The sequence below is a fragment of the Rhizobium sp. P28RR-XV genome (assembly GCF_012641385.1).
In the GTDB taxonomy this organism is placed as follows: domain Bacteria; phylum Pseudomonadota; class Alphaproteobacteria; order Rhizobiales; family Rhizobiaceae; genus Rhizobium.
The window spans coordinates 720,426-743,243 of the sequence record NZ_JABAIG010000001.1 but is presented as its reverse complement, the minus strand read 5'-3'; the positions used below and the strand labels follow the sequence as shown (position 1 = coordinate 743,243).

18 protein-coding genes and 1 pseudogene are annotated in these 22,818 nt (G+C 57.3%); 8 read left to right on the top strand and 11 right to left on the bottom strand.

Features of this window, described 5'->3' with window-relative positions:
* Positions 1–121: 121 nt before the first annotated feature.
* Positions 122–283 (bottom strand): annotated as a pseudogene (locus HGP12_RS03615) (nucleotidyltransferase); the annotation flags it as partial.
* A gap of 329 nt (positions 284–612) precedes the next feature.
* Positions 613–1,155, bottom strand: coding sequence for a hypothetical protein (locus HGP12_RS03610; protein WP_168839151.1), 543 nt, complete (start codon positions 1,153–1,155; stop codon positions 613–615).
* 502 nt (positions 1,156–1,657) lie between these two features.
* Here HGP12_RS03610 and HGP12_RS03605 point away from each other — a divergent pair.
* Entirely contained in the window at positions 1,658–2,107 is a 450-nt protein-coding gene (locus HGP12_RS03605) for a restriction endonuclease (protein ID WP_168839150.1), read from the top strand.
* A 210-nt stretch (positions 2,108–2,317) separates the two neighbouring features.
* Here HGP12_RS03605 and HGP12_RS03600 read toward each other — a convergent pair whose 3' ends face one another.
* Positions 2,318–3,922, bottom strand: coding sequence for an anti-phage dCTP deaminase (locus HGP12_RS03600; protein ID WP_168839149.1), 1,605 nt, complete (start codon positions 3,920–3,922; stop codon positions 2,318–2,320).
* Positions 3,923–4,019: 97 nt separating this feature from the next.
* On the opposite strand from HGP12_RS03600, the gene HGP12_RS03595 reads away from it, so the two are divergent.
* The 3 genes from HGP12_RS03595 to HGP12_RS03585 all read left to right on the top strand — a co-directional run bounded on the left by HGP12_RS03595 (position 4,020) and on the right by HGP12_RS03585 (position 6,603).
* Positions 4,020–4,190 carry a hypothetical protein gene (locus tag HGP12_RS03595; RefSeq protein WP_168839148.1) on the top strand — a complete coding sequence of 57 codons (171 nt, stop codon included), beginning with the start codon at positions 4,020–4,022 and terminating at the stop codon, positions 4,188–4,190.
* Positions 4,191–4,778: 588 nt separating this feature from the next.
* Entirely contained in the window at positions 4,779–5,372 is a 594-nt protein-coding gene (locus HGP12_RS03590; protein ID WP_168839147.1) for a hypothetical protein, read from the top strand.
* Positions 5,373–5,559: 187 nt separating this feature from the next.
* Positions 5,560–6,603 (top strand): NAD(P)-dependent oxidoreductase, encoded by a 1,044-nt coding sequence (locus HGP12_RS03585; RefSeq protein ID WP_168839146.1) that lies wholly within the window; start codon positions 5,560–5,562, stop codon positions 6,601–6,603.
* A gap of 26 nt (positions 6,604–6,629) precedes the next feature.
* Here HGP12_RS03585 and HGP12_RS34605 read toward each other — a convergent pair whose 3' ends face one another.
* The 3 genes from HGP12_RS34605 to HGP12_RS03575 form a co-directional block, all read right to left on the bottom strand.
* The gene (locus tag HGP12_RS34605) at positions 6,630–6,812 is read right to left on the bottom strand and encodes a DUF6527 family protein (RefSeq protein ID WP_246703245.1); all 183 of its coding nucleotides are present in this window, start codon (positions 6,810–6,812) and stop codon (positions 6,630–6,632) included.
* Between the two features lie 146 nt (positions 6,813–6,958).
* Positions 6,959–8,356 carry a ThiF family adenylyltransferase gene (locus tag HGP12_RS03580; protein WP_168839145.1) on the bottom strand — a complete coding sequence of 466 codons (1,398 nt, stop codon included), beginning with the start codon at positions 8,354–8,356 and terminating at the stop codon, positions 6,959–6,961.
* A complete protein-coding gene (locus tag HGP12_RS03575) occupies positions 8,353–9,456 on the bottom strand; it encodes a multiubiquitin domain-containing protein (RefSeq protein WP_168839144.1) in 1,104 nt (367 codons plus the stop codon). Before HGP12_RS03575 ends, HGP12_RS03580 begins: the two co-directional genes overlap by 4 nt.
* 175 nt (positions 9,457–9,631) lie before the next feature.
* On the opposite strand from HGP12_RS03575, the gene HGP12_RS03570 reads away from it, so the two are divergent.
* The 4 genes from HGP12_RS03570 to HGP12_RS03555 all read left to right on the top strand — a co-directional run bounded on the left by HGP12_RS03570 (position 9,632) and on the right by HGP12_RS03555 (position 12,944).
* Positions 9,632–10,219, top strand: a complete 588-nt coding sequence (locus HGP12_RS03570; RefSeq protein WP_168839143.1) for a transposase — start codon at positions 9,632–9,634, stop codon at positions 10,217–10,219.
* Positions 10,219–10,593 (top strand): hypothetical protein, encoded by a 375-nt coding sequence (locus HGP12_RS03565; RefSeq protein ID WP_168839142.1) that lies wholly within the window; start codon positions 10,219–10,221, stop codon positions 10,591–10,593. Before HGP12_RS03570 ends, HGP12_RS03565 begins: the two co-directional genes overlap by 1 nt.
* Complete coding sequence (locus HGP12_RS03560; protein WP_168839141.1) at positions 10,580–11,365, top strand: ImmA/IrrE family metallo-endopeptidase; 786 nt, start codon at positions 10,580–10,582, stop codon at positions 11,363–11,365. Before HGP12_RS03565 ends, HGP12_RS03560 begins: the two co-directional genes overlap by 14 nt.
* A gap of 421 nt (positions 11,366–11,786) precedes the next feature.
* Positions 11,787–12,944: a beta family protein gene (locus tag HGP12_RS03555; RefSeq protein ID WP_168839140.1), complete on the top strand. Its 1,158-nt coding sequence runs from the start codon at positions 11,787–11,789 to the stop codon at positions 12,942–12,944.
* Here the strand turns inward: HGP12_RS03555 and HGP12_RS03550 are convergent.
* The 5 genes from HGP12_RS03550 to gpt all read right to left on the bottom strand — a co-directional run bounded on the left by HGP12_RS03550 (position 12,904) and on the right by gpt (position 22,715).
* Positions 12,904–13,545 (bottom strand): sce7726 family protein, encoded by a 642-nt coding sequence (locus HGP12_RS03550; protein WP_168878677.1) that lies wholly within the window; start codon positions 13,543–13,545, stop codon positions 12,904–12,906. The genes HGP12_RS03555 and HGP12_RS03550 overlap by 41 nt on opposite strands.
* Positions 13,546–13,703: 158 nt before the next feature.
* Positions 13,704–15,500: an ATP-dependent helicase gene (locus HGP12_RS03545; protein WP_168839138.1), complete on the bottom strand. Its 1,797-nt coding sequence runs from the start codon at positions 15,498–15,500 to the stop codon at positions 13,704–13,706.
* A complete protein-coding gene (locus HGP12_RS03540; RefSeq protein WP_168839137.1) occupies positions 15,493–17,286 on the bottom strand; it encodes an ATP-dependent endonuclease in 1,794 nt (597 codons plus the stop codon). Before HGP12_RS03540 ends, HGP12_RS03545 begins: the two co-directional genes overlap by 8 nt.
* A 357-nt stretch (positions 17,287–17,643) precedes the next feature.
* The gene (locus tag HGP12_RS03535) at positions 17,644–21,447 is read right to left on the bottom strand and encodes a vitamin B12-dependent ribonucleotide reductase (protein ID WP_168839136.1); all 3,804 of its coding nucleotides are present in this window, start codon (positions 21,445–21,447) and stop codon (positions 17,644–17,646) included.
* Positions 21,448–22,217: 770 nt separating this feature from the next.
* Positions 22,218–22,715 (bottom strand): xanthine phosphoribosyltransferase, encoded by a 498-nt coding sequence (gene gpt / locus HGP12_RS03530; RefSeq protein ID WP_168839135.1) that lies wholly within the window; start codon positions 22,713–22,715, stop codon positions 22,218–22,220.
* Positions 22,716–22,818 lie beyond the last annotated feature (103 nt).

Here is a 22,818-nt window from a genome sequence, read left to right as displayed (position 1 = left end):
CGATCCCCTTCCGTCTACTACTCTCTGTAGAGGGGTGACATTCCAGTCACCGGTCAAGAACCAGTTAGTTTGGGAGGTTGCCTTTATTGCATGATAACCTCCCACGCCTTCACGGCGCACCATAGGAGCCAAACAGGATGATCTTCAGGATGCGCCCGCGCTTCTTGAACTCTGCGGTCCCATCCTTTAGCGCATCCTCAAACTCTTCGTGCAGGATCTCGACGGCGCGCTCGAGCTCTCGCTGCTTCTTTGGCGGGATGTGATCGAGGGAGAATTTCATCATGGGCGGCGCATCAATCCGCGAACCGGATTTCCAAGTGACTGTCGTATACGGAGGGCGGGCATTGGGAGCGACCATACACCAGTCGTCGCCAAGCACAAACGATACCAAACGCGAACGCGGCATCGTCGCCGATGGGCGCCATGGCGGTGAACTTGTCCCCGATCCTCTTAACCGCCGTGAGTGGCTCTTTAGCGGCTGAAACGATTGGGGCGGTCTACCAAAGGGCAGAAAATCGAAGTAGGCGTCAAATCTAACGCTGAAAACGCTGCAAAAAATCGGTAGGCGAAGCGCTCGAAATGCGAAAAAAGGCCTACAGCGAGATACCCCACCTACGGGGTATCGTGGCAAAGCCGATGCCTCCGATAACGCAATCCTTCCGATCCAAGCATCGCAGGCCGTCGTATTTCATATTGGAGGGCGAGGAGTTCATCCCCGCCCGACGCGAGTAGGGCCGCGAGTTTCGCGGCGTTCGGCCACGCTGCAGGACAATCCTCGATCCGCTCATCGCAAGCCGTGAACTTGTCACCCGAATGCGCCAGAGCCTTCTTTGTGAAGGTGTGAATGGTCGACTGTGCAATTGCCAACCCTCGCTCGTAGGCGACAAGGGACAGAATCCCGAAGGGGAAGGTTAAATACGCGATTTGATCGGCCTTTTTGCCGTCCATCGACAAACGGTATGCGAGGCCTCGCGGTTGTTGCGCTTCGATCAGTTCGTTAAACGTCTGTTTGAAGAAGTTTGCCATCTCTGGCCTCGGCTGATCGACCTCGAACCGATGACGACCATGCATGAGGTACCGTGGATCCGGCCTGGTGCCGTCCAGCAGGCAGAAGTGCAACTCTCCCTTCTGGAGATTAAACCCAAGGATCGCCATCAGTTTGCCTTTCTACGCAATACACGCGCTCGTCATGCCCCGAATCAAAGAGCTCGGGCGAAAGACGCCCGAGCTTTTGGATGATTTTATTCAGGCGGACTGTTCCGCCTGAAAGATGTTTTTGTCTCAGTCTGGGAGGCGATTTAGGCGGAAGAATCCATCCAAACGCCTCCGGGAGATTGTTTCAATGGACGCGAGACATGCAAAGCGTGTAGGCAGCCAGCGATTATGTCGTAGCACTATTAGATCTATCAATGACTTAACATGTGCAGTGGCCAATTGAAAATGACGCAATGGCCACATGAATTTGACGGGCATCTTAATACCCTCAAAACAGGGGGTCTCGAACGCTGCCGAAGCTTCCCCACTCTGTCGCGCGTCCTCGCGACACGTTGGCTCTGGGCCGTTGGACGACGTTAGCAATCGGTGAGGTCACGCTTGCGGTGTAAGGCGTCGCGAGATATCGGTACCGCAAGTTGAACATCTCCTTATCGAGTCCAAATTGAGCAACGTACTGAAAGGCATCGAGAAGCCATCGAAATGGCCCAATGCGAACGCGCGCCTTCTGGGCGTGGGGCTCGGACTTCCCGTTGATCCGCTTGATCGGCTTGGCACTTTCAGTCCCGACGAGTTCGAACGCTTCGTTCTCGAGTGGGCGGACGGTTACCTCGCGGAGAAGGTACCGGGCGTCAGCGAGCTCCAGCCGAGGGGCGGTGCTGGCGATAAGGGAAGGGACATTGTGGTTTGGTTCGGGAAACCGGGCGACCCGGACAGGTACTGGCACCTCTACCAGTGCAAGCGGTACAGTTCCGCCTTGGGGGAGGCGTCCGCTCTCGGCGAGATTGGCAAGGTCCTTTATTTCGCATCGAGAGGCGACTTCATTGCTCCCAGGGAATACTGGTTCGTGGCCCGTAAAGGTGTCACCGGCGGCCTGCAGGATCTCCTTGACTGATCTTTTGGGATTGAAGCACTCTTCGTTGGGGCCTCCGTGCACGATTTTATCCACGACGACCATCTCAGTCGCGGATGCCCCTCTGAATAGGGCGCACAAAAACAGGTCCAGGGAGGCGTCCGGAAACGATGCCATGATCGGTGTGCCGCCCATAGGGTTTCCATAGGCGATGGCGGCTGCACTGCCAGGTGCCTGTCACAGAGCCGGCTACTATGTTCTGGGCTTTCGAGCGCTCTTGGTTGCGCGCTTCGATAAGCCGCGGGCTGCAGCGTTGGAACCGTTTTGTGAACCGGTGCTCTCCGACAGGTTCAGAATGTTCTGAACGACGAGCGAGATGGCAGGCTCTTCGTTTGCGATATACGACGGGCTCTTGTCCTCGATCCTAGGGATCGGCTTTTTCTCCGCCCATTGAATGGCCTTTCCGTCGGAGCCCTTGCGCTTCTTCTTTTCGAAGATATCGCGGTAGCGGCGAGGGGAGATGCCGATAAACGGCTCGAAGAGCACTTTCGAATACTGCTCGGACAACGAAAAGGTGATCGAATCTTCGTGAAGGTCCTTTGCGTGGCTCTTGGGATATGGCTCAAGGAACACGACCCGCCGGATTCCGGAGGAGACGATATGCTTTGCGCACATGTGGCATGGGAAGGTCGTCGTGAAGAGGATCGAATCCGCCAGCGCCTTGCCCTTGCGAGCGGCGTCGGTGATCGCCGACATCTCCGCGTGGATGATGCGGCCGAATTCGATGATGTCCATGACGCGCGAATCCGAGATCAGTCGCTCGGTCATCATCTTCTTAACCTGGTTCGAGGTAGCGCCTTCCTTTTCCAACTTGTCCGAGAGATAGCCGAGCTGTCCCATCCGGTCGACGAGGTCGTGGAGCAGCCTCAGCTTGCGGCTGTGATTTCCATCTTCGCCTTCCTCGAAGTCGCGATGGCGGGTACCTGCGTCGTCGCACCAATACGTTCCACCGAACGCCTTCGGCACTTCGTTGCAGCCCAGAGTTATCACTTCGCCGCGATCCGAAAAGATTGCAGCTCCGATCTGACGCGAGAGATCGAGTGATCGAAGCGAGGCGCCGGCCGCGGCGTACATACCGTATTCCGCTTTGGTCGGCGAAAGCCCGTTGTGGCCGAAGAAAGCATTGACGAATCTTTCAACGACTTCCTTTGCTTCGCGGCCACCCTGGCCTGGGACGAACACGTCTCCGAGCGGGAACACGTCGGACACACGCTGGCCGAAGACCTCATCGACCTCGTTATTGTCTTTCGCGATGAGTCCTATCGCTTCCTTTTCGGCTTCATCGTCTTCAATGATTTTGGTGCCGAAACCTTTGATCTTCTTCATGAGCTGACGACGGCGCTCGTCCGGATCCGAATAGATCGAGACCTGCACGAACTTCCGGCCGTAGACCGCTCGAAGAAGCGTGATCTCCTCTTCGCGCTTAAGCTGTCGGACGATGTAGACGGTGCCAAGAGTCGGTTCGTCGGGACGGCGGCTTTCGTTGCGGCGAGCTCTCATGCGCCGGATTTCGCTGATCGCAAGGCAAGCCAACGCGGCGTTGTTGTTCACCTTCCGCCGGACGTCGTCCGAGTGGCCGATCAAGGACTCGTACCTGTTCATATAGCTCGATTCATCCACAACGATCTGCGGCAAGACATCCCGCATCACCCGTGTAATGTGGATCAGCTCGCTCTTGTACTGGACTTTGCCCAGTGCTTCCTTCAAGAACTCAACGACCGCGTCGAGGTCGACGCCTATCGGTCCGACGAGTCCCATGACGATCTCCGGATTGTCCACGGTCGCAGCAGTTGTCACTCGTGACTCCTAGGGGAACTTTAAGACTGTGATGCGATTATCATATCGCTAGTTCGTTAATACAGGTATTATCGAGTCGGATCACTTGGAGGGTGTAGTGATGAAATTAAACCTAGCCGTGCAAGACAAGTCCACAAGCCAAGAGCGGGGAGACGAACTGCGCGCCATCATGAGGGACGCTGTAAAGAACGTGCTGGAGCGGCCTGAAACCCTTCGAGGGCCGTACGTGATCCGGGACGCCGATCTGAAACTCAAAGAGCGTCGCTGATCCGCTGCGTTTGCATTCTTCGGCCTGTGGCCGATGTCTCAGGCGATTTTTGCCTGCCAGATTCAACTTTCGCACCAAAGAACGATCGCCACATTCAGAAAGCGATCATAGCGCGTTGGTCGACGTCCAGCAGCGGACTATTTTAGTTCTGTATGCTGCGTCAGCGGGGTCCCGATCCGCGAGAAGCGTTTCCCAATGGCGGGTAAGATTCGTTACAAATGCCCCAGCGCACCTGCATGAGGAAACGGTCGGCCTCATGGAGCGAGGTCTGGCTGAGGGTCAAATTCACTTTTGCACGCGCCTCTGAAGAAATCATCGGTTCGACTGACATAAGTGCTCGAATCTGACCCCAGGCTTCATCCGAGCAGATTTATAGCAGTGCTGCAGGAGCCCAATCTGGACTTGGACTGCATTGGATACCGATGCGGATCGCAAGGGGCCAAGCCTCCCCAAGACATTTATTCCGATGGAACATCGGAGACTTCTTAGAAAACGCCACAGTCTGCAACCACTTAAACGCGTAAGTGCCGTTGAGTAATTCCCGAATCACCTGTAATCAGGAGCAGTTGCTTTCGGATACGCACTTTTATGTCCTTCCTCTTCTGCAAGGCTGATCATCACCTCGAGGTCATAGACCGGGCCTCGATGACCTTTCGCTCCGAACACAGTTTCCTGCTTGAGGCGACCGTGCCGAGCCGGTTCTTCCATCACGATTACTTTTGGACTGGTTCGGGCGCCGAACGCGAGACACTTCCCGAAGTTGTCTCAGAAATTGACGATTGGGGCTTTCCGCAGCATAGGATTCATGGCCCCCTCATTGTGGAGGGAAACGCGCGAATCCTTGTGGTCGATCTGGGAAGAACACTTAGACCCGGTGAGCAGACGACAGTGCATTTTCATCATAGGATGAAAGATTTGAGAGGAACGTTTAAACCGATGCTTCAGGTGCGCCCATCGTCGCAAGTCCGCGGGGAGATCACGTTGAAGCTGACGGTGCCAAATTGGCGTGGCCTCGAGGTGAACTTCCGTCAATTCACACACGATACGGAAAAGATACTTGTCTCGCGCAAGGTTGATCCGAAAGATTTGGATAACGGCCGGCTTGAGTTTGAGGCGATAATCGTTAACCCGGATAGTGGAAATTTCGGGCACAAGCTTGAATGGACCCACTATGAAACGTAGACAAGGTGTGAAGTCCGCACTAGCTAGTAGTAGAAGAACGAAAAGGGAGCAGGAAAATGGGCGTCGACACGTAACACGATCTACTGATGAAAAATCCGCAGGTGCGAGAAGGGCAACCGCATTCTTCTCGCACCTTGTGAGCCTTCTCGGAGCTGAGCCGAACGTCTACTGTTTAGCAGTGGCCCACATGGTTCCTAACACAGTCCTGTTCGTTCCCGAAGCACTTGACAAGCTGATGAACGTAAGCGCCGTGCTGGCGAAGCCGAAATCGGTCGAGCGGGCTGAGTACGACGAGATCGCTGCAAGATTTCCAACACCGCCTCTTTCTCGTGAATGGTCGGCTGATCCTGTCGCCGTCGTAAGTGAGCTGAAAAAGCTGGGCCTTTCACGCAAGTCGGTCGTCCTAGTCGACATCGGCGGCTACTTCGCCTCGTCGATAAACGAGATCGCCAAACTCTTCGATGGCAAGATACTTGGTGTTATGGAAGGCACCGAAAACGGCGTCCAGAAGTACGAAGCGCACCTGCCAATTTCCGTACCTATCATCACCGTCGCGAGAAGCCCGCTAAAACTGCCAGAGGACCACCTGGTGGCCTCGAGCATTGTATTCTCTATCGAGGCAGTTCTCCGCGGCCAGGCCGAAATTCTGCAGACCCGAACGGCCGCCGTGATCGGCTACGGCCGCGTTGGGCGATCGGTCGCGAGCATCCTCCGAAGCAGAGGAATTAACACGGTTGTATACGATTCCGATCCCATCAAACTCGCCGAGGCCGCCGCACGCGGCTTCCAGGCCAATACAAGGCTTGACCAGGCAATTGGGCAAGCGTCTCTCATCGTCTGTGCCACCGGGAACAAATCGCTGGACCTAAGGGGATTCGGAATGCTGCAATCGGGATGCGTCGTGGCTAGCGTCACCTCGGCGGACGACGAGTTCGACCTAGGCAGCCTTTCGAGAGGCTATCGTCGGATAGAGATTGAGAAGAATTACATTCGCTACGAAGAAAACAGAGAGAGCGGGCGCCACTTCTTCCTAATCGCTGACGGCAATGCCGCAAATTTCATCCACGGCGCCGTCATCGGTCCCGCCATTCAGCTTATCGAAGGCGAAAAGCTCTACGCCATAAAAAAGTTGATCCAAGGTGAGGTTCCACTCGCAGCGGAAAGCCTTGCCGAACTCGATAAAAAGTCCCGTGGCGAAGTTGCGGAAATCTGGATCGAGCACTTCCTGTAAACGCAGGGAATGCTTGAGACGGCTGACTACTCGCACCAAAGAACTCGACCTTCTCGAACCCAGAAGTGGGACTTGCATCCTGACTTCCGCCAGACTGACGGGTGGAGCGATGGATATCCAGCCTTGTTGACGCTGATGTCCCATCGCGGGAGAGCCTCCTTCAAGATTAGGAGCTCGATCTTGTCCCCACATCCGCACGGACACCGCATGCCGACGCTCCAGTCGTCGCCATCATCTCGCACCAGGACAAGATCGCGTGCCGGCAAGTCCGACGGCAAGGCGTCGCCCTCGATAATCTGCAGCCGACGGGCTGGGCCACACTTGTCCCACAGCCGCCGGAACCAGCGAACGATCCTCATGCTACATCCTTTCTCGGCTTACGGAACAGCGGCAGCCCGAGCAACGGCTCGACAGCTCCCCGACCAAGCAGCGCATTCTCGGTTCGCTCGAAGTCGTCTTCAGTGTGGTGATCCTCGTCACAAGCTGCGAAGCTGAATGCGATGCGGGCATAGTTGCGATTCGGCTCCTGGCGATAGGGGTAGGCGCGAGCGATGAACTCGTTCACCAAGACAGAAGCGGCCCTCATGTTCAGCGTGATCACCGACGGCGCCTCTTCGTGGATACCCTTAATGTATCCTGCGGCGAGCTCGTCCTGGAACGCGGCTGGGTCGGTTCGCTGCAAATACTCGGCTCGCAGGCTTTCCTGCGTGTACACGCCGCGGTCGGAAAGCGTAGAGCCGCCTGGCTGGACGTAGTCGATCCGGCCGCTGACATCAGCAACGGCAACCTTGCCGTCGTCAAGGAATGTCGGGATCGTGACACCGACATCAAGGAGGGGGATGAGGAACGCTGATGCGATCAGATCGGCATATTGGCGACCCTCCTTGCTGTCCACGCAACAGAAGATGACGTCACACTGACCAACCGCTTCGACTGCCTTCCGGGTTCCGAGCGTGTCTGTGATGCTGATGGCAACGCCGTCGCCGCGATGTTTGGCAATAGCAGCGGAGAACATTTCGACCTTCGAACGTGCTTGCTCGGCGTCCGCCAAAGTCGCATTGAGGATGCGGTTGAGGTTCTTCTTCTCGATCTTGTCCGGGTCGACGAGGGTAACAGAGCCGAAGCCAAGACGCGCAACCTGTTCCGCGGAAATGGATCCCGTTCCTGATACGCCGATCACAGCCGCGGACAGGCAGGAGAGTTCCTCGGTCATCGCACCTGTGAAGGCAAGTGGCCGATCTGCTGGGAGGCCATTGACGATCCGGTCGTTCCACCAGTAGCTGATATCGTCGCCTGCGATCGTCACGAGATCGACGGGCTGCGGTGTCATGTCGGGCGAATAGAGGCGAGCACGAATTGCACCTTCTGGGGTCATGATCGCCGAACCGTGGCAACTGTCGAAAGCTTCGAACAGACCGGGGATAACGCGCGCGTCGCTTTCGTTGTCGATATGCGAGAACTGCAACCAGCCACCCGGATGGGAATGAAGCAGGATGATCACGAGTCCTTCAGCTTCGGCGATATCGATAGCTTCTTCAATGTAGCCGCCGGGCCAGACGATGGCGTCCGGCTTGCGAACCGGACAGGCTTCGTGCGGAACCAGCAGGGCCTGCCGAACAACGAGCCGCTGTCGGGGACCGGGCGAGGGGGCGCAGATGAGGATTGCCGCGGCCTCATTGCCGTCAGAGAGCAAATGAGCCTTGAGCATGGAGTGTGTGACGCCCGCCATCGCAAGGGTATGTTCGGGCATCATTCGCCAACCTCCTTAGCGAGAGAGGACTCTACCAGAGCGAGGTGGGTGACGACGTTGTCGCGCTGGGGATTCCACGGGACAACATTGCCACGGTGGCGCGACCAACGCTGGAAGGGAAGACCGCCGATACTCTGGACCGCCTCGGTCGCAGGGATGGGGGCTCCCGTCGCTCGCTGCAGGGGCGGATAGACGTAGAACATGTCGATCTGCGACTGCGGGTACGTAGGCGGGATCATGAGGGCGAGCGTCGTGGTGGTCGCCGTGTAGCCAGCGGGAACCGGATAATCGTGAACTATCAGCCAGCGATGACCGTCGCTGTTGCGGGTTTCCCACTGGAGGCCAAGGCCGCCCAGGTAGGACTCGTCAACTTCCAGAAGCGCGAAGTCACGGTGAGGCGCGGTGCGCGCCTCACCGTTGCTCACATCCTTTGCCGTCAGGCGGATCTTCTCAATTCCCGGCGCGCGCAAATCGATTTCGTCACCGACCGAAAGCTGACGCTTGGGCTGGCCTTGGACCTTGAGGATGATGATCCAGGCGTTCGGATCGAAACCTGCGCGGGTAAGTGCGTCCACCACCGAAATCACGGGGGTGATGGAGATGATCTTCTTGCCCTGCACGTTCAGTTCCCAGACCTCGGGCTTCTGACTGCGGAACTGTTCGATGCCGTCCTTCTTGATCTTGATGATATCGCTATCTTCTAAAAGGCGGTCAGGCTCGTCAGTGCGCTCGAGATAGATAGAGCGGTCAGCAGGGATCCGACCGAGCTTGCGGACAACGGCCCCGGAGATCTCGTCGGCGGGCCAATCGAGTGCTTCACCTTCGATGGCAATGCGATTGCTGCTGTCGCTTTCGGCGACAATGAACTTCGTGCCCTTGCCGAGGTCGGCTTCTTCCTGGGCACGGAGTTCTTCGAGATCACCGTCATCACGCCACTGGAGGACGTAGGGGTACTGGTCCGCGTTGAAGCCAGCGGCCTTCGCGATCTTGCCACCGCTAGGCGTATTGGTGTCCAGTAGAAAAGCGTGGAAGTTGAGGTCGAGACCGGCGATTTCGACAGTAGTGTTCTTGCCGCGGTCCGTTTCCTGATGTTCGATAGTCATAATTTGTGATTCCTAGTTGATAAAGTTTTGGGAGGACAGGTCGTCCACCTCCTTTGCGGACGGCACCGGCGATTCCGACACGAAAGAAATTTGTCGGAATCTGCGTTGCCGTGCGCAAGCAGACTGAAGATCAAGGAGGAGATCGACATATGTATAAGAAAATGCGGAGGAGCTGGTGGGTCAGCCTGACGAAGAACACTATGGAGCAGAAGACGCCATTGCGGCGTTCGACGCGCTTTCCGACAACGATCGGAGCAACCTTGCCCGCATCGCCCGCTTCATAGCGGGCACCAGCGGCTTCCCATCTCCAGATGACCTGATCAACGAGGCATACGTTCGAATCGCCGAAGGGAAACGACGCTGGCCGCGGGAGCACGGATTCATCCCGTTCGTGGCGGGCGTGATGAAGAGCCTACGCAGCGATAGCGTATTCGTGACCGATGAAAGAAAGGTCGTGCGCCTGGAGCAGGGCTTCGCTATCGTGACCTCCGAGGATCTCCAGATGGTGGCCGCGAACGACGACGATGGCGGGCTTGCCCGCAAGGTAATTATGGAAGACGCGATATCCAAGCTGGAGGAACATTTCGCGGATGATGACGAGATGCTGCTGCTCCTCATGGGTATCCAAGAAGGTTTGATAGGAAAGGATCTGCAGGAGGCTGTGGGAGTAGACGAGAAGCGCCTTGAAGCGTTACGCACCCGGCTGAAGCGGAAGATTGACAAGCTCGCCGATGGCTATCGAGCGAAGGAAGGGCTGGCGTGATGAGCGACAAGAAGGACGCCGTGGACAACTTCATAGACTTCATCCTCTCCGACGATAGCCCTGTCGGTCCGGAAGATGAGGCAAACATTCAGATGTTCAACAATGCTATCGAAAGTGCAAAAGTCAGGCTCGCGAAGTCGCGATTAGAGCGCGCTCGCGCCGGTGCATTTTCCAGCAATATGTCTAATGGTGTAAGCAACCTCGATAAGGAGCGTGCGAAGCGTCGGTATGACCGCGCGAAAGCGGGTGATTCAACCGCAGGTCTCACTTTGGCTGCTCGTTTTGGTGATGGTTCCATGGACGATGATCTCGAAGCAATTCTTGAAGATCTCGCGGAATTGGAAGACGAAGACAGAAACAATGAAGAGAATTGATCCGCTTCCTACAAATTTGTCTCCAGATGCATTGCTTCGCTCCCTTGGAATTACAGAACCTCGCGATATCGATATCGAGGCGATAGCTTACTATGTCGGCCTTCGCGTAAAGCGGCGCTGTCTCAAGTGCTGTGAGGCAATGATCACAGGTCTGGGGAATAAGGGCATCATATCGGTCAATCCGGGTGGCATGCCTCAGCGCGAGCGCTTCTCGATTGCTCATGAACTCGGCCATTGGGCTCATCACCGCGGCGAGACCGTTGCCTGCCGCGCAACCGACATCGGAAAGTTCTCGAAGACGAATAATGTCGAGCGCTCGGCCGACCAGTATGCCGCCGATCTCCTGATGCCGTGGTCCATGTTCAAGAACGAGTGCCGCAAGCATCCTCGTCTGGATTTGAAGGCGCTGAAGGAAGTGGCGGGTATCTTCAAGACTAGCCTAACAGCCACCTTGATTAGGATGATCGACAGCGACACTTATCCGGCATCGATGATGATCCGTCACGGTACTGGTGGTAGGAAATGGCATAGATCCGCTCCTAAAATGCCAACCTGGTGGTTCCCGAAAGAGGAATTGGATGCGGACAGCTTTGCGTTCGAATTGCTCCATAATCAGAACCAGGAAGAGCAACGCTTCCCCCGAAAAATCGGTGCGGACGCGTGGTTCGACAAGGCTTCTGCTGCCAGGTATGAAATTACGGAACAGTCGTTCCGAATTCCTGGAGAGGGCGTCGTAACGATCTTGAACCTCGACCCAAATATGGTTGGTTGAGGCTATTGGGTCCGGACGTCTGCTTGCCAAGAGAACGCTCTCGTACGGAGCGCACCAGTTCTCGGTCGGTCTTCCAAATAGAGCGATCGAATTTACTTCATCCTCAGCCAGTTCGATTCGGGCAAGTATCTCCATCGCCTTATGATGCTTGCCACGCAGCTCCTCAGGGAAAAGGTAGAAGCCGACACGCGCCTTTCTCCCCAATAGTGGTGCTATGAACATCTCGTTGATGTGCTTTGGATCCTTGATGGACACATCTTCGCTCGGACCACGTGATCAGCCGTCGCGGATGCTATGACAGGCAGTTCACGCTGTTCGGATCTGTGAATTGAAGACAGGCTGCATGCGCTGCGCTTTGTTTCGTGTCAAAGTTGAAAAGCGATTCGTTTATGCGACACGCCGTGCACAAATGGAGTCCTTGATGGTCGACGGAATATATTTCCCTTGTCTGAGTACCAAAGCCTTCGAGTTTCTGGCCTATGAGAAGAGTGACGAAGGCGTGAAGGACGGATGCATCCCCGTCGTCACGCTGACGCGATACGGCAAGGCCGAGAGTTTTCAGGAGGCTGCGGGTTTCCTTCTGTCCGCTCTCGATGGGCGTCCTGCGATCGTCGACTTCGACCCCACACCAGTGGAGGTGACTTCGGCCGCCGAGGCAGAACGGGATCGCCAGCGTCGAAGCGCAGCCAGGGTGCAAACTGGCGGGAAGCCGATCAAGGGTCGCAGCGAGAGGCAGCTTGCCAGCGATCAGCGCGACAGAGACGGCAAGGAAGCCTTCAACACGCATCTTGAGATGCTGGGCGACCCCGTGAAGGGGCCGACATCCTGGATAGGCATCATCGCTGGCTTCCCATCCCTTATTCCCACGGTTCGACTGCCAAGTCCCGAGGTTGTCGCCGAACAGATCGCACTTGCCAGGGACCTCGGCTGCGGCTGTGCGGTCCGTGTGAGGCTCAAGGAGCCCGCTGACACTTCAAACTTCCTTCGATCACTGCCACTCATCGAGTCCTGGCCTGACGGCAAGTCATTCCTCCTGGTTGATGCTGGCTACATCCGCAACAAGGTTCCTGCGAACGCAGAGGCGGTGAAGGACTTCCTTTCCCGAACAAAGGCAGCAATGGGGGATCTATTCAACCGAATCGAGGTGGTGCTGCTCTCGAATAGTTTCCCAAAGGATTCATTGAAAGACTATCCGGAGGTGATCGCGATGGGCGAGGTGGAGCTCTATCGGTCCGTTATAAGGCACTGGAAGATCAGCTACGGAGACTATATGTCCGTGGCGAAAAGACCGAAAGGCTCCGGAAGCAATGGCTGGTATCCTCACGTCGACCTGGTCGAAGCGGAGAGCTGGCGCATCAAACTCGACATGGTGAAAGACGATCCACAAGGGTTCGTGCGAGCAGCGACAGCTCTGATCGGCGAACCTGCGTGGCAGGGCCGCGAGCGTTGTTGGGGAACGACCGTGATTGAAGCGGTTAGGGAAGGGAAGCTAAAGGTCGACGGAACCACCTTCACCGTACCCGGTCCCTGGCTTTCGGTTAGAGCAAACCAGCACCTTGCGAGGATGGCCCGCAGATGATTGCCGCTCGCGCGAAAGCGGACCGCCCGTGGAGAACCTCGAACGTTGCACGTACCTTCAGCACGTGTTTCACGAAGGATGCGATATCTTTGGCCTTGATGCCGGATGTAGCGGTATCTGCGAGTTCCGAAAAGATCTTACGGCTCGCACCTTTCTGAAGGGAATGGATGGAGAGCAGTGTCATTAGCTCTTGACGTTCGAGCATGTTCACCAGCGCCCACGCACTGAGCGACCGGTTTCGGTGCCCCTTGCGGAGACTCCTCAGCCTGCAGCTTTCTCCATGCGGCCGCGCCAGGATTACCGACCACCAGTCTGGTATCAATTGCACGGCCTCGTCGAGATGCCGCTCACCGACGACAAGTGTCATGCGGTCAGCGATTTCGCCATAGAGCATTGCCTGTCTTTCGAGGCGCTCAAGTGTGTCCTTGTCACTCTTGATTTCGAAACCATCGATGAGGCCGTTCACGACGGCGACATCGATGCGTGCGGAACCCCGGCCAACGCGTAGCTCGTCCACGATCACGGCATCCTGGCCGTCATGCGTGGTCGCAAGCCGCTGCCGGATCACCTTTCGGATTATGGGGTCGTTGGTCAGGGTCATGGGCCTTCTGGGCGTGTCGAACTTCTTAGGGCACTGCGATCACGCAGCGTGGCTACTATCGTCATCGTCGGCGGCGAACAAGTCACTTTCAAAGACGATAGACGTGTTCGTGTTAACGTCAGGTTTGCTGGAGGCCGCCATTGCGTCGGCTTCGCATTTTAGGAAAGGTTTGGTTCGGCACTGATGCGGTCTTCCACTTCGGTTATGAAACGCGAAGGTCTTGGGGCAGACCAAGCCAGATGGACTTCGGATCGGGCGCGGGTGAAGCCGACGTAGAACAGGCGCCGCTGTTCTATCACGTCGTTCGGTGTAGGATTCGGTCTGGGAATCCGACCCTCATCGATCCCGAACATGATGACGACATCAAACTCCCTCCCTTTAGCGCTATGGAGGGTGCTTAGATTGATCCGATCGTTCGCTTGGCCGACCCCGAAGAATTGTCCTAGGGTTACGTCCGCAAGATCCGTGTCACTTTCCAAGCGTGACGTGAGCGTTCTCATGATGGCAATTTCGTCGGACATTGCCCTGCAGCCGATCGCAAGCGTCTGAAGAATTTGAGCATCAAGTTCCCGGAGCCATACCGTAAAGGAAAGCGAGCTATCTCGCCGAGCCCACATAAATTCCAACAGAGCACGCTTGAACTGCGAGCGATCAGCATCCGAGGTGAGGGTCTCCGAGAACATGCGCATCCCTGCTGACGCGATCCTTGCCCATCGAGGTTCGCCGGTCTGCCATCCGCCGCAGCACCAGCGCGCGCAATTTTCGATCCAGCGCATGATCCTGCTGGATCTTGGATAAAGCGCATTCGTATCAGTGCGGACAAAGGACCGCCCGTGCTCTGCTGCTGCCGCGGCTACCGCGTCGCCAATGAATGCCGCAGCATAGAGAATCGCAATGTCGCCCCGAGGAATGCCAGGATTTCGGGCTTCGATATCGGGAAGCAGCGTTGAGAACAGCCATGCAGCTTGTTCCTCATAATTCCCGGTAATCGGATGGAAGTAGACAGTGCCTTCCGACGCTCCTTCCGCAGCTTGGTAGCCGCGAGCTTCTCCGAGAGCATACTCCGAAATGGCTACGATTCTGTGGCCGCTACGGTAATTGAGGCCCAACGTGACAGTCTCGACTTCGTCGCGCTCGGAAAGCCGCTGCAGCAACTCCGGTCTGGCGCCTGTGAAGCCATAGATCGACTGGTCTGGGTCGCCTACTGCAAGAAGCCGTATGCCCGTTCGAAAGCATAACTCCAGCACCATCTGGTGGAGAGCCGTGCCGAGGTCTTGGTATTCGTCGATGGCGAGAACCGGATACTTAGCGAGAAGTGCGCGACGAAGCCATGGATTTCTGACCAGGGCCCTCAGTGCCAACAACGGCATGTCGTCGAAATCTATGAGACCTGCCTCCCGCAACGATGTCTCGTAGGCCGAGGCGAGGGCGGCACGCTGCGGGTTGAAATTGACCCACGAGGGATGCGTGCGGTCCAGATGCGTGCGACGGTGTAAATCCATGCCAAAGCGAAAATCTTCCGGATTTCCGGGTCCGCCGATCACCTCTCTGTGCGCTCGAGCAAGTGCATGCCTCTTCTGCTGAATGTCGGCCACTTGGAACTGGTCTGGGAGGCCGATGCCTAAGGAGTTTGCATAGGGGATTAGAATCTGCGTCAGCGAGAAGGAATGCACGGTGCCGATGAAGACACGCTTTCCTGGTTCGATCCCAAGGGCAGAAAGACGATCTTCTAGCTCTCGAGCACATTCGTTGTTGTAGGTGATACAGGCCACGCCGCGGGGTGCCTTAACATCCTCGCCGAGGATGCGGGCCAGCTTGATCGTCATGGTCTTCGTCTTGCCGCTTCCGGGGCCTGCGAGGATGACACAATGGCCTACTGACTGGTATGCCTGCCACTGATCCGGGTTTGGTCTCAATTCCTCCGATGCGGTCAGATAGAGAGAGGAGTCAGACACGGTCGGTCAGGTGTTCGATTGCACGCTTGATGTATCCGGGCACGTCGATCCCGCCGACGCGAGTAGCCAGTCGTTGTGCGAATCGCCCCTTGCCGATGTCCTCTATCATGGACAGCAGGTGCTCACGGTCCATCGATCTCGGATCGTCTTCCCAGGTGTCGATCCTATCCCTGCGTACCTTCCCGAAGTCGCCCTCCCGGAGACCTGTTATTATCGCGGCACTGAATCCGCCTTTGAAGAGGTCTACCTCGAGTGTATCGGCGTTGGTGAATACACCGAACTCCCCGATGCTCTGATCGAAGCGCTCCCATTCATCCGTGCCGAGAAGTTCGTCGAAGTAGTCATCATCGTATTTTTCGGTTCGTATGCCATCCAACAGCCGCGCGAGCGCGACCGTTCGCTTTTGCCCCCTGTCGGCATCCGGATCGAAGTCCGTGATTATCGAGAACGGAATCTTCAGAGACTCGAGAAACTTGGCATATGGGGTGAAGTTTGTTCCGGCGACGGAACAGACCGTGATGCCCAGTCCATCGAGGTCGATATTAAGTTCTTCCGCAAATCTCGGGACCATAAAGCGTTCAGCGTCGCCCTCTACAAGAATAATACCTCTTGCGAACAGCATTTCGGCGCGTGTGATGTCTAGGTACCGAGCGAGGTCATCAGCCTCGCTCACGCTCAAGTCGAGAGACGCCGTAGAGCATCCGACGGTCTCGCCTTCTTCTTCACGAAGAAGAACAAGCGAACGGACTGGTGCAACGCTGGCGATGTGAGGCGAGTGCGTCGTCATTATCACTGACAAGGGGGGATCTAAACCATCATCCTCGGGTTCGCTGGCATCTTGGAAAAGGCTCCGGTAGACGAGTCTCTGAAGATGCGGGTGAAGGTGCGCTTCGGGTTCCTCAATGGCAAGCAGTGAATGATCCCGCTTGTCGCCCGCGATGAGATTATGTAGTTCCATTGTCTTCAATGTGAGAAAGATCAGATTTGCTGAGCCGAGGCTCGCTTCGGCGATACCGCGCTGCCCGGAATCAATCAGCAATTTTATTTGCCGATGGAGCTTCGAGGCGTCCGTTGCTGAGAACCCTAAAGTGGGGTTGACGTCCTGGCGAGCTCCACTCATCGTGCGAAATGACTGGGCGATGTCATCCTCAAGATCAGACACCGCTTGGAAATCCATGAGCTGTCCCGTAGCCGCAGCTATCTGATCGGCAACGCCTTGCAACCCATCCCGGTCGATGGTGGCGAACGCAGAATCTATAAGTGGTCGAAGTGGTGAGCGCCGCCAGACCGCGAGGTCTCCCTCGGCATCGCGAAGGGCTGGCAGCACATCCATTGTAATTCGGCTCCGTACATCGTAGCCGAACCTCCTTGTTAGATCTCGACCGCCATAACAAACGAACTCGAAATCCTTCTCACTCGCCGGTGCCCTTAACAAGCCGGGTCGCGCCTTGAATTCATAGGTCAGTGAAGCCGTCTGAGGGTCGCCTGGGATACGAAAGTCCGTGAGAACGGCGAGCACATCGGGATCGTCTTCGAAATCCTTGATCTCGACGGAAATCTTAACCCGCGTCTCCCGCTCGTATTCTTCGATGCCATCCCAGAAGTCACCGAGCTGAAGATCCCTCGCGCTGTCCGGTAGTGATGGATCGAAAATCAGGCGGAGACCATAAACAAGGTTCGACTTTCCAACACGGTTTTCTCCGACGATCACGACGCTGCCGGCAAGTGCCACGTCAAGATTTCTAAAGTTCCTGAAGTTCTCGATCGCAATCCGTGAAAGATACATGAGAGTTCCCGCCCTAGTCATTCAAACAGATATGCGATTCTCGGAGCGGTTGCCTTTTGAAAAGAACGCCGGAGCCGCTTCGTTCGCTGTTTCGTGGCTGTTCACGACGTCCCCCTGCTTGAGCTGAGAATACTGCGAAAGCCTTGAACGATTGCTAGCAGCTCCAAGGGTGTTGGTTATGGGATAGCCAGTTTCTGCGGTATTTGGCCAGGACCAGCTTGGGTTTCTCACATAGGCTCTAACGAACAAGAGCGGCCTTTCGACCGCTCTCTGACATTTCTATCGGTACAGAATGTACGGAAACCTGGGCACAATGACTTTTGTTACAAGCCGAAGCAAAGCGGATCGATTGAACACTCAGCTGCAGCCGCTCGTTGCTCCACACGTGTCGCACTTCTCGCAGGTCCCATTCCGGACCATCGTGAAGTTCTGGCACTCCGTGCACATGTTGCCGGTATAGCCCTGCATGATGGAGCGGGCGCGGCGTTCGGATTCCAGCTTCTTGGCTTCCGTCTTCGCCGTTGCTGCGTCGTTTGCCGCCTTGTCGGTGAAGAGGCCGGTGGTTTCAGTGGTTTCGCTCGCTAGTTCCTCTGCGATCTCTTCGGCCAATTCCTTTGCGCGCTCCTCATAGTCGCGCTTGAAGGCGACCACTTCGGAGGTCGCGACCGCACTTGTCGGCTCCAGCTTGCGCACCGTATTGCCGGCGAAGGCGGTAACGGTCGAAAGCGAGGCTGCGCGCGCCGGGGCGGCCGTTGCCGAACCCTTGGCGTCTGCCGAACGGTCACCCGATGTCGGAACCAGCGTCGGCTTGTAGCCGCGGGTCAGGCCCTTGGAGACGACATCGGCCTTGCCTTCGGAAACACCGCGGCCGAGCGCCGTGTTGTTGAAGTCCGAAGTGTCGACATGGGCAAGATCGTGCCGGCCGAGATAGGAGATCGCCAGCTCACGGAACACGTAGTCGAGGATCGACGTGGCGTTCTTAATCGCGTCGTTGCCGGTGACGATGCCCGCCGGCTCGAACTTCGTGAAGGTGAAGGCGTCGACATATTCCTCGAGCGGCACACCATACTGCAGGCCGAGCGAGACGGAGATCGCGAAGTTGTTGATGAAGGCACGGAGAGCCGAACCTTCCTTGTTCATGTCAAGGAAGATTTCGCCGAGGCGGCCATCGTCATATTCGCCGGTGCGCAGGAAGATCGTATGTCCGCCGATCTTGGCCTTCTGGGTATAGCCCTTGCGGCGACCCGGGAGCTTTTCCTGCGTGCGCACGATCTTTTCGATCACGCGCTCGACGATCTTTTCCGTGATGGTCACGGCCTGTGCGGCTGCCGGCGCCTGCAGGAATTCCTCAAGCGCAGCCTCGTCGCTGTCGTCCTCGATCAGCGAGGAATTGAGCGGCTGGCTGAGCTTGGAGCCGTCGCGATAGAGCGCGTTGGCCTTGAGGCCGAGCTTCCAGGACAGCATGTAGGCGTTCTTGCAATCCTCGACGGTCGCTTCGTTCGCCATGTTGATGGTCTTGGAGATCGCGCCCGAGATGAAGGGCTGGGCAGCCGCCATCATGCGGATGTGGCTTTCGACCGACAGGTAGCGCTTGCCGATCTTGCCGCAGGGGTTGGCGCAATCGAAGACGGCGAGGTGCTCTTGTTTGAGGAACGGCGCGCCTTCCAGCGTCATCGCACCGCAGACATGGATGTTGGCGGCCTCGATGTCCTTCTTGGAGAAGCCGAGATGGTCGAGCAGGTTGAAGCTCATATCGGCCATCTGCTCGTCGGATACCTTCAGCGCGCCCTTCAGGAAGTCGGCGCCGAGCGTCCACTGGTTGAAGACGAACTTGATGTCGAAGGCGCTCTTCAGGGCTGCGTTGACGGCATCGATCTTCTCGGCGGTAAAGCCCTTGGCCTTTAGCGACGACGGGTTGATGGCCGGCGCCTGGTTCAGGTTGCCATGGCCGACGGCATAGGCTTCGATCTCGGCGATCTGGCTTTCGGAGTAGCCGAGCGTGCGCAGCGCTTCCGGAACGGCGCGGTTGATGATCTTGAAGTAGCCGCCGCCGGCAAGCTTCTTGAACTTCACCAGGGCAAAGTCCGGTTCGATGCCGGTCGTGTCGCAATCCATGACGAGGCCGATCGTGCCGGTCGGCGCGATTACGGTTGCCTGTGCGTTGCGGTAGCCGTGCTTCTCGCCGAGTTCCAGCGCCTTATCCCAGGCGGCTTTGGCATGGGCAACAAGGTCCTGATCCGGATTGTCGCCATGGATGAGCGCTACGGGATTGACCGACAGGTTCTCATAGCCCGAGGTCTCGCCATAGGCGGCGCGGCGATGGTTGCGAATGACGCGCAGCATGTTCTCGCGGTTCGGCTGGAACATCGGGAAGGTCCCGAGTTTGGACGCCATTTCAGCCGAGGTCGCGTAGGCGATGCCGGTCATGATCGCGGTCAGCGAGCCGGCGATGGCGCGGGCTTCGTCGCTGTCATAAGGAATGCCCGACGACATCAGCAGGCCGCCGATATTGGCGTAGCCGAGGCCGAGCGTGCGGTATTCGTAGGAGAGTTCGGCGATGCGGCGCGAGGGGAACTGCGCCATCATCACGGAGACTTCGAGAACGACGGTCCAGAGGCGGACGGCGTGCTCGTAATCGGCGATGTTGATGCGCTTCGTCGCCGCATCCTTGAAGGTCATCAGGTTCAGCGAGGCGAGGTTGCAGGCCGTGTCGTCGAGGAACATGTATTCCGAGCACGGGTTGGAGGCGCGGATCGGGCCGGCCGCCGGGCTGGTGTGCCAGTCGTTCATCGTCGTGTTGAAATGCAGGCCCGGATCGGCCGATGCCCAGGCGGCGTAGGAAATGGATTCCCACAGGTCGCGCGCCTTCAGCGTCTTGATGATCTTGCCGTCCTTGCGGGCGGTCAGGTGCCACTCGCCGTCATTCTCGACAGCGCGCAGGAAGTCGTCCTTGATGGAGACGGAATTGTTGGAGTTCTGGCCCGATACGGTCAGATAGGCTTCCGAATCCCAATCCGTGTCGTAGGTCTTGAATTCGAGATCCTTGTAGCCCTGGCGGGCGAACTGGATGACGCGCTGGACGTAGTTTTCCGGAACCTGGTCCTTCTTGGCGGCGCGGATCTCGCGCTTCAGGGCAGGGTTCTTGGCCGGGTCGAAGCAATCGTCATTGTCGCCTTCGCAGTTGACCGTGGCCTTCATGATCGCCTTCAGGTGCTTGGCGACGATCTTCGAGCCGGTAACGAGAGCGGCAACCTTCTGCTCTTCCTTGACCTTCCAGTTGATGTATTCCTCGATATCCGGATGGTCGATGTCGACGACGACCATCTTGGCGGCGCGGCGCGTCGTGCCGCCCGACTTGATGGCGCCGGCGGCGCGGTCACCGATCTTCAGGAAGCTCATGAGGCCGGAGGAGCGGCCGCCACCGGAGAGCTTTTCGCCCTCGCCGCGCAGCATCGAGAAGTTCGAACCGGTACCAGAGCCGTATTTAAAGAGGCGGGCTTCGCGAACCCACAGGTCCATGATGCCGCCTTCGTTGACGAGATCGTCCTCGACCGACTGGATGAAGCAGGCATGCGGCTGCGGATGCTCATAGGCCGACTTGGACTTCGTGAGCTTGCCGGTAAAGGGATCGACATAGAAATGGCCCTGGCCGGGGCCATCGATGCCGTAGGCCCAGTGCATGCCGGTGTTGAACCACTGCGGCGAATTCGGTGCGACGCGCTGGGTAGCGAGCATGTAGGCAAGCTCATCGCAGAAGGCGGAGGCATCTTCCTCGGAGGAGAAATAGCCGCCCTTCCAGCCCCAGTAGGTCCAGGTGCCGGCAAGGCGGTCGAAGACCTGGCGCGCGTCGGTTTCGGAGCCGCTATGCTGCTCTTTCGGCAGGTCCTTCATGGCCGCATCGTCGGGAACCGAACGCCACAGGAAGGAAGGAACGTCGTTTTCCTCGACGCGTCTGAGCTTGGCGGGCACGCCGGCCTTGCGGAAATACTTCTGCGCAAGGATGTCGGCGGCGACCTGCGAGAACTGCGCGGGAACGTCGATGTTTTCGAGGCGGAAGACGATCGAGCCGTCGGGATTCTTGATCTCGCTGGTCGCCTTGCGGAATTCGATATCCGCATAGGGTGACTGGCCGGCCTTCGTAAAACGGCGTTCGATGCGCATGGTCCCAATCCTCATTCGTTGGTGCGCGCCCGCATCAAGGCAGGGCGCAAAAATTTTCATTCCGGCATCGCGATTTCAACGCGCAGCCAGCTTTCAATCCGCTTTCTGACAGGAGGTGTCGTCCGGAGATGACTTTCCTGTATCTTGTGGTGATGGTGGCTGCAAACACTAAATATAGTATTAACAGCTTATTGCCGCCAGTCCCCGCACATATTTTTTCGACGGCATCGAGATCGACACAAAAACCCCCGCAGCGGTCACCGGCAAAGGTGAATCGCCTTGAATCCAGATCCGATTTCGAATTGAGAACCAGCCCTCGTTAACCCGCCTGGTCCAGTCGCCGCCGCAACGTCGTCCATTAACTTTGAAAGACCCGATTCCGTCAAGGGGTGGTTTGCGATGGATTGTTAACCACAATATCTTGTGGGCTCACCTGTGGAAATTGGGGAAACGCCAGTAGAGTAGAAGATTCAAGAGCTTGGTGGGAGATGCTCGCCCTTTGTGCGACCGAAGAAGGCGCAAGGCTCATCACTGCCGGAGTCAAAAACGACAAAATTGTGACCGTGACCGTGATGCCATTGGCAAGGCAGCGAAATCATGCCGTAGCGCATCATGATTCGCGCGGAAACCCTTGAATCCCACGCATTCTCGCTATTGTAACGCCTACTAAATCTAGTGGGCGCCGCAGCGCCCACCTCTATTACCGTCTTCCGGTTCCATTTTGACGCGCAGCAGAATCAACAGGTGATTCGCAAAGCGAACAAGCAGGCTTAACCGCGGGGACCCTTGGCGATCGGCTCCTGATAGGTGAAGCCCATGTCCCAGGGGAAGTAGATCCAGGTGTCCTGGCTGACTTCGGTGATGAAGGTGTCGATGGTCGGCACACCCTTCGGCTTGGCATAGACGCAGGCGAAATGCGCCTTCGGCAGCAGGTTGCGGACTTCGACGGCAGTCTTGCCGGTATCGGTCAGGTCGTCGATGACAAGGACGCCTTCGCCGCCGTCGACCATCAATTCCGGCGCGATGCCTTTCAGCAGGGTCATTTCGCCCTGGCTGGAATAGTCGTGATAGGAGGCGACGCAGACCGTCTCGATCAGGCGGATATTGAGCTCGCGCGAGATGATGGCGGCCGGCACGAGGCCGCCGCGGGTGATACAGACGATTGCCTTGAAATCGCGGTTGAGGCCGGCAAGCCGCCAGGCAAGCGCGCGCGCATCGCGGTGGAACTGATCCCAGGATACGGGAAAGGCTTTATCGGGCAGGGACATGGCAGAAGCTCCGGGGCATGGAATAATAACGCGCCGGCACCGCCGGCGACCCTGAGCAGACCCCGCGGCGGGCGCGGACCATGAACCAAATCCGGAACGCGAT